We start from the raw sequence: 11310 nt of genomic DNA, 5'->3' as shown, positions 1-11310 counted from the left end.
GTGGCTTGCGGAGATTTATCAGGACTTGTTCGGATGGCCGTAGGGTACGTTAATGGCTAACTTTCCTTTCCATGTTTTGGGGATCGGCAGGCCCAGCTCCCAATGAATGGCATTAATGATCAGGCGCTGAAACGACTCGACCTGGAAATCTTCGGGGTGACCCAGCGTGGTCAGAAATGCCTTACCGCCCCATTGGTTTTTCCAGGTCCAGGCCACAGGGTTATCAATGGCCGCTTTGTCGGGGTTGACCGACTTGCCCATTAACAGCGGAACCGCGCCTTTGGCCGGATAGTCGGGCAGCACCCGATACAGCCAGGATGAGGCATGGAAGCTGGGGGCAACACCCGTCAGAATCGGGTTTTTGGCCGCTTCGGGAATGATCGTAACGTCGGTTGTGCTGTTGTGGCCGTAGTGCGTATGCTGCGCCTTGCCACCCCAGCCCGGCGGTGCCCCAAAGGCAAACTCGCCAAATGAATTCCAGTGTTTCCGCTCGTCGCCGTCGGGGTAGTTGAAAGCGTGGGTCGTCGTTCGAAATCCCATAACGGGCTTACCCGATTTAAGGTAATTGTCGATGTAATTCAATTGATCTTGAGGAAGTTGCCTCCATCGGAGGTAAAAAACGGCCAGGTCAGCCTCTTTCAGCGCTTCCAGACCGGGAATATCTTTTTCGCCATTGTAATCGGGATAAGCCTTCAGCACTTTCGTACGCATACCGTAGTTTTTCTCCAGTTCGGCGGCAATGAACGGTAACGTCAGCTCTCCACTGTATTCATGATCGCCGGTAACGAAAACGACGTACGGCTTTTTGGCGTTGGCCGTCGGCGACGCATTGGCCAACGTCTCAGCAAGAGGGAGTGAAGCCGTTAAAGCCAGCAGACTAGCGGCCTGTTGAAGGAAAGTTCGGCGTTGGTTTTTCATGTAAGGTGGTTTCTTTACTGAAAAGTAAGCTGTTCAAGTAAGAAAATCCAGTGCTGAATATACTTAGTCGGTTGACCTGTTAGCGGAAAAAGTTACAGGTCGAGTGGGAAAGTACAGGAAGGATGTAGCTTTATGATCGTTACATTTGTTATGTAAAGTCGCCCTGTTTCTTTCGCTGTTTTCGGGGCAATTGTTTAGTCTGAATCAACCATGAAAGTTGGCCTGTTTATTCCCTGTTACATCGACCAGTTCTATCCGCAAGTCGCCATTGCCACCCTTAAGCTGCTGGAAAAAGTAGGGTGTGAGGTGTCGTATCCGCTACAGCAGACCTGCTGCGGCCAACCCATGGCTAACTCCGGTTTCGAGCATTTGACGGGAGGCTGCAATGAGAATTTCGTTCGTAATTTTGCTGACTACGAGTACATCGTTTCGCCGTCGGGGAGCTGCACCCTGCATATCAAGCACCACCTGCATTCGGCCAACGAAGCGGTTGCCGCGGGCATCCGGTCACGGGTGTATGAACTTACTGAATTTTTGACGGATGTGCTGCACGTTTCGGCGCTAAATGCCACGTTTCCCTACAAAGTGGGCCTGCACCAGAGTTGCCACGGCCAGCGCGGGTTAGGGCTGGCGCAAATGTCGGAACTGGTAGCACCGCCTTTTTCGAAACCGGTGCAGTTACTCAACCTGGTCGATGGACTGGAATTAGTGCAACTTGACCGACGTGATGAGTGCTGCGGATTTGGTGGGACCTTCTGCGTAACCGAAGAAGCCGTTTCGGTCAAGATGGGGAAAGATCGCGTGGCTGATCACCTTCGTCATGGCGTGAATTACATTACCGGCGTGGACGTATCGTGTCTGATGCACATGGAAGGCATCCTGAAACGGGCGAATTCAGCCGTGCAGGTTAAACACATCGCCGAAATCCTGACGGCTACACTCTAGGAATTACCCCTTTGAAAGAGGGGGGAGCAACTGGTTTTAAAACAGCAAAACCCGATGAACAAACAGCTTATTCTCGATCATGCCGGCGCGGCTGTCGAATTCAATAAAAACGAAGCTAAAGTTGATTGGCACGACGAAACACTCTGGTTCGTGCGCACCAAACGCGACCGGGCCGTTGCCCAGATACCGGAGTGGGAGCAGCTACGCGAAGCAGCCTCGCAGATAAAGAATCATGTGCTGTCTAACATGCACGATCTGTTAATTCAGTTTGAGCAAAACGCGATCCGTAATGGCATCAAGGTTCACTGGGCAGCCGATGGTGAGGAGCACAATGCGATCATCCACCAGATCATCAAAGACGCTGGCGCCACCCAGATGGTTAAGTCGAAATCGATGCTGACGGAGGAGTGTCATCTGAACAAATACCTGGTCGACAGAGGTATAGAGGTCATTGACAGCGATTTGGGGGAACGGATCGTGCAGATGCGGGGCGAACCACCTTCCCACATTGTTCTGCCTGCCATTCACCTGACTAAGGCCGATGTGGGCGAAACGTTTCACCAGCATCTGGGCACCGACAAAGGCGCAACCGATCCTCAATACCTGACCGAAGCGGCCCGGCAACACCTGCGCGAAACATTCCTGACACGGAAAGTAGCCCTTACCGGCGTTAATTTTGCCATTGCCGAAACGGGCGGGTTTGTGGTTTGTACCAACGAGGGTAACGCCGATATGGGCGCTCATCTGGCCGATGTACACATTGCCGCTATGGGTTTCGAAAAAGTCATTCCCCGTGCCGAACACCTGGGCGTATTTTTGCGGCTGCTGGCCCGCTCGGCAACCGGCCAGCCCATTACGACATTTTCCAGCCACTTTCATCGTCCCCGCCGACCGGGTCAGGAGATGCACATCGTTATTGTGGATAATGGGCGAAGCCGTCAGTTGGGTCGCCCTGATTTTCGTAATTCGCTTAAATGCATTCGGTGCGCGGCCTGTCTGAACACCTGTCCTGTTTACCGGCGGTCGGGTGGGTTTAGTTATCATAGCGCTATAGCCGGGCCAATCGGGTCTATTCTGGCCCCGAACCTGGACATGAAACAAAACGCCGATCTGCCGTTTGCTTCCACGCTCTGCGGATCGTGTTCCAACGTATGTCCGGTGAAGATTGATATTCATGAGCAACTGTACAAATGGCGGCAGGTCCTGATGCAGGAAGGCTACGGCCCGACAACCAAAACGGTAGCCATGAAAGCGATGGCGACTGTGCTGGAGTCGCCCCGTTTATTCCGGATGGCGGGCAAAGTGGGGCGGGGGGTACTGCGGTTTGCGCCGATCACGGTCGAGAATGGCCTCAACCCCTGGTACAACCAGCGTGACATGCCCGAGCCACCCGCCGAAAGTTTCCATGATTGGTACGTTAACCAGAAAAAAGCATGACCACCCGCGATCGGATGCTAGCCAGTATCCAGACCAACCAGCCTTCGCTACGGCCTATTCCAACTCAATTTACGTTTACGTCTGCTTTTCCTGACCTGACAAAGCAATTCATGGATGTGCTCACGTTTGTGGGGGGCACTGCGGTTATCGTGCCCGACTACAACGCGATTCGGGCGGATTTACAGCAGAAATATTCCGGGCTAACAAACGTGGCAACGACCTGTCCGGAACTGGCAGATCTGGCCGACGTCACAATGGACGTTCATGACCCGCACGAACTGGCTGGACTGAATCTGGCCATTATTGAAGGGCCATTGGCGGTAGCCGAGAACGCGGCCATCTGGGTCGATGAGCGTCAGATTCCGCAACGGGTTGTACCCATGATCACCCAGTATCTCGTCATCATCATCCGGCAGTCGACCATTGTGCCTAACATGCACGACGCCTACAAGCTATTGACCGTCGATGAAACCGGCTTCGGCACGTTTATCTGTGGCCCATCCAAAACGGCTGACATTGAGCAGAGTCTGGTCATCGGTGCCCACGGTGCCCGCTCGTTGGTGGTGTACATACTGCCTTGATGGAACGCTGATTTTTATGGTTGTTAAGATAGGTTTATGATTTTCCCATGGGTCGTGTTCTCACGGCCCATTCATGCGTCAGCCGGACTTACCTGTCGGACACGTAGGTCGTGTTCTCACGACCCACGGAGGAATAAACGTAGCCTCTATCAGTATGCTTTATAACCAGCAACGCCAGCTACTAGTAGCTGGCGTTGCTGGTTATGAATCTGTATGCCAAACCTATTTTCCTTTCAAAATTGTCCCGTAGCGGGGCATGTCTTTGAACAGAGTAAGCGCGGCTTTCATTTCGGGGTCCGTTGAGAACGACGCTTCTTTCAGTCCTTTTTGCAGGTAGTAATGGCCCGCGATCTCCTGTTCCAGAAGGGCTTTCAGCTCCGGTTTGAAGGTGTTCAGATCAGCGTCTTTACTGTGCGACATTTTGGTTTTGAGCGACTTCAACTGGTCCTGAATCTGGTCGAAGTACTTCTCTTTCTTGGCCGATGCTTCGAGAGTGCCAAGGTCTTTTTCAACCTGCGTGGTGTAGTCATATTCTTTATCACCCAGCCATTTGGCGAAATCACTGTACTCGGCGTCCGTCAGGTGAAACTCACGGGCGGGCTTGATGCTGGCGTGCTCGTGGCGGTACTTGACAGCGTAGTCGAAGATAAGACCCTTGTTGGTCAGGCTAAGTGCAACCGGCGATGGCGTCTGAACGTCGACAACAACATCGGGTAACACACCACCACCGTCGTAAACGACCCGGCCTGCTTTGGTTTTAAACGCGGTTTTGAGCGAGTCCGGAATTTTACCAACGCTGCCATCGGGGTTCCGGTGGCTGTAATCAATCGCCTGAATGCAACGTCCGCTGGGGATGTAGTACTTCGCCGTGGTAATTTTCAGTTTGGTATTAAAAGACAATTCGCGGGTGGTCTGCACAAGGCCTTTTCCGTACGTGCGCTGGCCGATCAAAACACCCCGGTCGTAATCCTGAATAACACCCGATACAATTTCGGCCGCCGACGCGCTATGGCTGTTTGTCAGGACAACAATAGGCATGTCAAGATCCAACGGCGGATTCATAGCGGTGTAGGTCTTGTTCCACTCCGTTACTTTCCCCTTTGTCGTAACCACCTCCGAATCCTTTGGAATGAAGACATTGGAGATGTCGATGGCCATGTTGAGCAGGCCACCCGGATTTTCGCGAACGTCGAGAATGAGCTTTTTCATGCCCTTGCCCTTCAATTCCTGAAATGCAGTCCGCACTTCACGCGATGCCGTGGCGGTAAAATCCTTGAGGTCAATGTAGCCAACATCGTCGGAAACCATACCGTAGTAGGGCACGTTGGTCATTTTCACTACATCCCGAATGACGCTGAGTTCTACGGGGTCTTTTTGTCCGTACCGCCGAACAGCCAGTTTTACGGCTGTGTTGTTTTGTCCTTTCAGCAGTTTTCCGGGATCAAGCGGTGCGCCGTCTCGGTCTTTGCGGCTTTTCAGGTCCACGCCATCCACTTTAATGACTTCATCGCCAATCTGGAGTCCCGACTTTTCGGCGGGGGTACCTTCGTACACCATCAAGACAATGCTTTTCCCCTGCCGTTGCCCAATCAGGGCACCGATCCCATTGTATCGGCCGGTGGTCATGGTCATATAGTCTTCAATCTCGTCTTCGGCGAAGAAGTTCGTATACGGATCGAGGGCTTTCAGCATGGCATCAATGCTGGTTTTGACCATCCGATTCGGGTTCACTTCATCTACGTAGTAGAGATTGAGTTCCTTGAACAGCGTGGCGTATATATCGAGGTTACGGGCTATCTCGAAAAACCGGTCATCGGTCTTGAACGAAAAAAAGCCAATGCCGCCTGCCACAAGGGCCGAGGAGGCTAACAGGGTAAGGCGTTTCGAGAAGCGCATAGGAGTAGCACGGGTAAAACCCGCAGTTAGCAAAATGCACGGGCCACAACGGCGGCCCGCCCGCATTACATTTTCTTCAAGGCTAATTTCATACCTTTTTCTATCTCTTCAAACGAAATTATTTGTTTGGCCGTATAAAGAAAGGCGATGTACGCTGGCGGGCTACTTTCGGGGGCTACTCGATCTTTGTTCAGCCGGTATGCTTCCCGGACCCGGCGACGGATCAGGTTACGGTCGACGGCTCGTTTAAAGATGCGTTTGGGAACGGTAATGACGATGGCGGGTAGGGGCGTCTCGCTGTCGGGACTGGTTTCGGATTGAGGAATATAGAGCATCCGAAACGGAAAAAGGTAGAACGTCCGCACGGAAGTACTACCTTTTTTAAACAATTCACTCAGAATTTTCTTGCTACAAAGCCGCTCAGATTTTGCAAAGGTTTGTGGCATGAATTCAGTTCACTGATTTTAGTTTATGGGTGCTGATACGGTTGGTCGTCCGGTCAGCCATAAGCCGAAAACCATAAACAGATTAGATCTTGAAGCGTTCGCCTTTTTTCTCGTCAGAGACAGTCAACTTGTGGCGGCCTTTGGCACGACGGCGGGCTAGAACCTGACGGCCATTCGCAGAGGCCATCCGCTCGCGGAAGCCGTGTTTGTTTTTCCGCTTCCGGTTCGATGGTTGGTACGTTCTTTTCATGATATATGTTACCTAAAACCTTTAATTTTCCAAATGAGTCCGCAAAGATAGGAGAATGCTCCGATTTTACCAAGCGTCAATTCATAAAAACGATTTGATTAGCTGGTAGTTACTTTTGTACGAATCTATTTGCTTTCATCGCTATGCACTATCGTTTATCGGCTGATCCTCAAGCTGCCCATTATATTGCCGTTGATGCCCGATTGACGGATATTACGACGCCTACGGTTGACTTACAACTGCCCGCCTGGCGTCCTGGTCGCTATGAGCTGCAACAGTTTGCTAAAAATATTCAGCGATTTGAGGTGGTTGATGGCGACGGAAATCCCCTGGCGTTTCGTAAAGTGACCAAAGATCGCTGGCGGGTGCAGACCAATGGGGCCACGCAGTTAATGGTCCGGTACAATTATTACGCGCTGTTGGGAACGCCCAACCAATTAAATGCGGGCAGTAGTTTTCTGAGCGATACGCTTCTATACGTCAATCCGGTGAACCTCTGTGTGTATGCCGAAGGTCGGCTATTGGAACCCTGTACTCTTGAAGTAGCCATTCCGGATAGCTGGACAATTGCCTGCGGGTTAGCCGAATCCAGCCAGAATCATACAGGAACCAGGCTGTTGCAAGCTTCGGATTTTTACGAACTGGTCGATTGCCCGCTGGTGGCGGCACCGGTGATCCAGCACATTCAGTATACGGTACAGAACATACGGTTTCATGTCTGGATTCAGGGCGGTCGGCGGACGGACGGCAATCCGACATTCGATGCGCAACGAATCATTGACGATTTCAGCCGGTTTTCAGCCAGTCAACTCGAACTTTACGGTGAATCCCCCGAGCGGGAGTATCACTTTCTAACCATCATTTTACCGATTCCCTATTATCACGGCGTCGAACACCGGAATTCGACCATGCTGGTGCTGGGGCCAAATGATGAGGGAGAAGGGCTTTATCAGGATTTGCTGGGTGTATCGTCGCACGAATTGTTTCACGCCTGGAACATTATCCGCATTCGCCCCACCGAATTGCTTCCCTACGATTTTACGAAAGAAAATTATTTTTCAACCTGTTTTGTCGCCGAGGGTGTAACCACCTACTACGGTGACCTGATGCTTCGGCAATCGGGGGTTTTTTCGGATGAAGCGTATCTGAAAGAATTGCAGGTATTAGTCAAACGACATTTTGAGCACAACGGCCGGGCATTTCAGTCGTTGACGGAGTCATCCTGGGATCTGTGGCTGGATGGGTACGACAAAGGCGTTCCCGACCGGAAAGTATCGGTGTATCATAAAGGAGCCATTGCCGCCCTGATTCTGGATCTGCACATTCGGCGACTGACGGATCATGCCCGCTCGCTGGATGATGTCATGCGCCTGATGTGGGAGCGTTTTGGAAAACCTTACATTGGGTACACCTTAGCCGATTACCGGACTATAACCGAACTGGTAGCGGATGAGTCGCTGGATTGGTACTACGACCTGTGCATCTTCGGTAACCAGCCGCTTGACGCTAAACTAAATGAATACCTGGCGTGGGTAGGGTTGTCTATGGGTTATGAAGAGCCTACGTCCGATCAGCCTGGTGGCATTCGCCTGATCGAATTGGATGACGTAAATGGGTACCAGCAACGAGCGCGCTGGTTCAAGGGTGAACTCGTCGAATTAACGTCAAAGGGCCATTTACAGCCTATACCCGACGAGAAGGCTGGTAAAAGCGCAGTAGCCAAATGAGTGCTAACGTTGGTGGCGCAAGGTCCTGGACCTGTTCCCGCAACGTCGTCACTTATTCCTTTAGTATCTAATTCCATCTGTCTGCTTTACCCCTTATATACTTACCTGTTCTATTCATGATGAATCGTTTGCCATTCCTTTTCCTTCTCCTGCCGAGCTTGCTGCTGGCACAACCCAAACCCGAAAAGCCCTGGATGCTTGGCCCGTTCCAGAAGGAGAATGCACATAATCCAATTCTAGAGGCTAAAGCCAATACCGAATTCTATTGTCCGATTCGCAAGAAAAACGTTCGCTGGGAAGAAAAAGACGTGTATAACCCGGCTACGGTGGTTCGCAACAATAAAGTGTACATGATCTACCGGGCAGAAGACACCGTTCGGATAGTTGGCGGAACGTCGCGGCTGGGACTGGCGGTTAGCTCGGATGGTATTCACTTCAAGCGAATGCCCAAGCCGGTTTTTTACCCCAATAACGATCCCATGAAAGTGTACGAGTGGGAGGGGGGCTGCGAAGATCCACGCGTGGTTGAGAGTCCCAACGGCGTGTACGTAATGACCTACACGGCCTACGACGGCGACAAAGCCCGCCTTTGCGTAGCCACATCGCGCGACCTGATGAGCTGGACGAAACAGGGACTGATTTTTGGCGATGTCGAAAACGGAAAATACCGCAACAGCTGGTCAAAGTCGGGCGCTATTGTGTGCAAACGAATCGGTAGCCGCATTGTCGCCCAGAAGATAAATGGGAAATACTGGATGTATTGGGGTGACCAGCCGCAGCTTCGCCTGGCCACATCCACCGACTTGCTGCACTGGACACCGCTCGAATCCAGCACGGGCCAGCCCACGGTCGCGGCTGAGTCAAGAAAAGGAAAGCACGATGTTCGATTGATCGAGCCCGGCCCGTACGCTATGCTGACGGATAAAGGTATCCTGTTGATTTATAACGGGATGAACGATGCAAAGAACGGGGATAAATCCTTACCGGAAGGCGCTTACGCCGGGGGCCAACTGTTGTTCGATGCGCAGGATCCGACCAAATTGATCGACCGGTCAGAAACCTATTTTATCAAACCCGATCAGCCTTATGAAATGGTTGGCCAGGTCAATCAGGTTTGTTTTCTGGAAGGCATGGTTCCGTTCCGGGGCCGCTGGTTTCTGTATTATGGAACCGCTGATTCAAAGATTGGAGTAGCCATCGCGAAACAGTAACGAGTGTGATGGTTATGATGGCGCGAGGCTCCAGCCTCGTGCCGACTATTACTCGGCCTTCGGTCGGTACAGACACTTAAGTATTTCCATAATTATTTATTAATATCGGCCAGAGGCCGGGTAATAATAGGGAGCCTTGCGCCATTAGCCATCACAATGCCAAACGTATGCAGACATCTCGCTCACAAACGCTGTCATTCGAGGAGTACGTTAAACACGACGCAACGGCACTGGCTGAACTGGTGCGGGCGGGTGAGGTGACGCCGGGGGAACTGCTGGAAACGGCCATCGCTCGTGCCGACGCGGTAAACCCACACCTGAATGCCATTGTCACGCCTTTGTACGATAAGGGAAGAGCGATGGCGAACCAGTTACCGGAGACAGGGCCGTTTCGTGGCGTTCCCTTTTTGCTGAAAGATCTGGAATTCGAATGGGCCGGAACACCGATGAAATCAGGTTGTAAAGGCTACAAAAACTATGTCTCGACGACCGATAGTGAACTCATCAAGCGACTGAAAGCCGCCGGGCTTGTCTTTTTCGGGAAAACCAACACACCCGAATTTGGTCTGACGCCCTATACCGAGTCGATACTGTACGGACCCGCTCGCAATCCCTGGAAAATGACCCACTCGCCGGGTGGTTCGAGTGGTGGGTCGGCGGTGGCCGTAGCGTCGGGCATTGTGCCGGCGGCAACGGCTTCCGATGGCGGAGGTTCCATTCGTATTCCGGCCTCGTGCTGCGGTTTGTTTGGCCTGAAACCCTCACGGGGACGCATTACGCTTGGTCCGCGTTATGGCGAGTTATGGAATGGTGCCGTGACCGCGCATGCACTCACGCGCAGTGTTCGGGATAGTGCCCGTTTGCTGGATGTCGTGGCGGGTGGCCCCTCGTATCGACCCTTGCCGGGTGATCCCTATGGCATTGCCCCGCCGGTGCGCCCATTTGCGGACGAAGTGAATCGCGAGCCGGGTTCGTTGCGAATCGCTTACGCAACGCAGGCACTGATGCCTTCCCAGACCATTGATCCGGTTTGTATTAAGGCTGTTCAGGAAACCGCGCGTTTATTGGAAAGCCTGGGTCATACGGTCGAAGAGGTACCGTTGCCTTATGAAAAAACACTGGTGACGCAGGCGTTTTTCCTGAGCGTGTTGAGTGAAACGGCCGCCACACTTCGGGACTTAGGCACTTATTTAGGCAGGCCCGTCCGGCGCGACGATGTGGAGCTGAACACCTGGGCGCAGGCCCGGCTGGCGGAGGGATTTTCGGCAGCTGATGCGGCCTATCAGAAACGTCGCTGGAACACGCTCAACCGAAGCATGGGCCAGTTGCACGAAACATACGATCTGTTTCTAACCCCTACGTTGCCTCGTCCGCCCATTGCTATCGGCACGTTTCAGAACACAGACGCCGAAAAACGGCTGCTCAAACTGGTCGATTCACTGGGTGGTTTGAAATACATGAACGGCACCAAAACGGTGAACGATCTGGCCGAGCGCTCGCTGGGCTACATATCGTTTGCTGTTATCACCAACATGACCGGTCAATCATCTATGTCGGTCCCCCTTTACTGGTCGAACGAAGGTTCGTCGGCCGGTTTACCGATTGGAGTGATGTTTGCCGCTCGCCAGGGTGACGAAGCTACCTTGCTTCGATTAGCCGGGCAACTGGAACAGGAACGCCCCTGGTTTCACCGGATGGCGGTACTGTAACGTATATTTAGACGACGTCAATCTTGATCAGGCCGCGAAGCACGCTGGTCAGAAATTTCGTTAGCTCTGTCTTCAACTGGTTCAGCTTCGTAGGTGAGTTTGTGTTTTTCATATCGTTTGGGGTCTAACAAGTGATGATTTGACGATTGACCGTTTTGCAGAAATTTCCAGAATTCAGTAACACGAGGTT

General features: G+C 52.3%; 10 protein-coding genes. 6 read left to right on the top strand and 4 right to left on the bottom strand.

The annotated features are described in order from the left end of the window. Positions 1–18: 18 nt before the first annotated feature. On the bottom strand, positions 19–918 hold the full coding sequence (locus ACYU87_RS19725) for a ThuA domain-containing protein (RefSeq protein WP_461135814.1): 900 nt from the start codon (positions 916–918) through the stop codon (positions 19–21). A 210-nt stretch (positions 919–1128) separates the two neighbouring features. On the opposite strand from ACYU87_RS19725, the gene ACYU87_RS19720 reads away from it, so the two are divergent. Genes ACYU87_RS19720 through ACYU87_RS19710 form a run of 3 tightly spaced genes read left to right on the top strand, consistent with a single transcriptional unit; the run spans position 1129 to position 3881 of the window. Then, complete coding sequence (locus ACYU87_RS19720; protein ID WP_461135813.1) at positions 1129–1863, top strand: (Fe-S)-binding protein; 735 nt, start codon at positions 1129–1131, stop codon at positions 1861–1863. 54 nt (positions 1864–1917) lie between these two features. Then, entirely contained in the window at positions 1918–3300 is a 1383-nt protein-coding gene (locus ACYU87_RS19715; protein ID WP_461135812.1) for a lactate utilization protein B, read from the top strand. Continuing rightward, complete coding sequence (locus ACYU87_RS19710) at positions 3297–3881, top strand: LutC/YkgG family protein (protein ID WP_461135811.1); 585 nt, start codon at positions 3297–3299, stop codon at positions 3879–3881. The genes ACYU87_RS19715 and ACYU87_RS19710 overlap by 4 nt, the downstream gene beginning before the upstream one ends. A 222-nt stretch (positions 3882–4103) precedes the next feature. Here the strand turns inward: ACYU87_RS19710 and ACYU87_RS19705 are convergent, their stop codons facing one another. The 3 genes from ACYU87_RS19705 to rpmH all read right to left on the bottom strand — a co-directional run bounded on the left by ACYU87_RS19705 (position 4104) and on the right by rpmH (position 6473). Next, positions 4104–5777: a S41 family peptidase gene (locus ACYU87_RS19705; RefSeq protein ID WP_461135810.1), complete on the bottom strand. Its 1674-nt coding sequence runs from the start codon at positions 5775–5777 to the stop codon at positions 4104–4106. Between the two features lie 65 nt (positions 5778–5842). Next, a complete protein-coding gene (locus tag ACYU87_RS19700; protein ID WP_461135809.1) occupies positions 5843–6223 on the bottom strand; it encodes a ribonuclease P protein component in 381 nt (126 codons plus the stop codon). 82 nt (positions 6224–6305) lie between these two features. Then, on the bottom strand, positions 6306–6473 hold the full coding sequence (rpmH, locus tag ACYU87_RS19695; protein WP_046576258.1) for a 50S ribosomal protein L34: 168 nt from the start codon (positions 6471–6473) through the stop codon (positions 6306–6308). Between the two features lie 143 nt (positions 6474–6616). Between rpmH and ACYU87_RS19690 the strand changes: the two genes are divergently transcribed. From ACYU87_RS19690 to ACYU87_RS19680, 3 genes are all read left to right on the top strand, one after another. Continuing rightward, entirely contained in the window at positions 6617–8200 is a 1584-nt protein-coding gene (locus ACYU87_RS19690; protein ID WP_461135808.1) for a M61 family metallopeptidase, read from the top strand. Between the two features lie 116 nt (positions 8201–8316). Beyond that, positions 8317–9411, top strand: a complete 1095-nt coding sequence (locus tag ACYU87_RS19685) for a glycoside hydrolase family 130 protein (protein ID WP_461135807.1) — start codon at positions 8317–8319, stop codon at positions 9409–9411. A gap of 167 nt (positions 9412–9578) precedes the next feature. After that, complete coding sequence (locus tag ACYU87_RS19680; RefSeq protein WP_461135806.1) at positions 9579–11120, top strand: amidase; 1542 nt, start codon at positions 9579–9581, stop codon at positions 11118–11120. Positions 11121–11310 lie beyond the last annotated feature (190 nt).

The organism is Spirosoma lituiforme (assembly GCF_054776635.1).
This window is presented reverse-complemented; position numbering and strand designations above follow the sequence as displayed.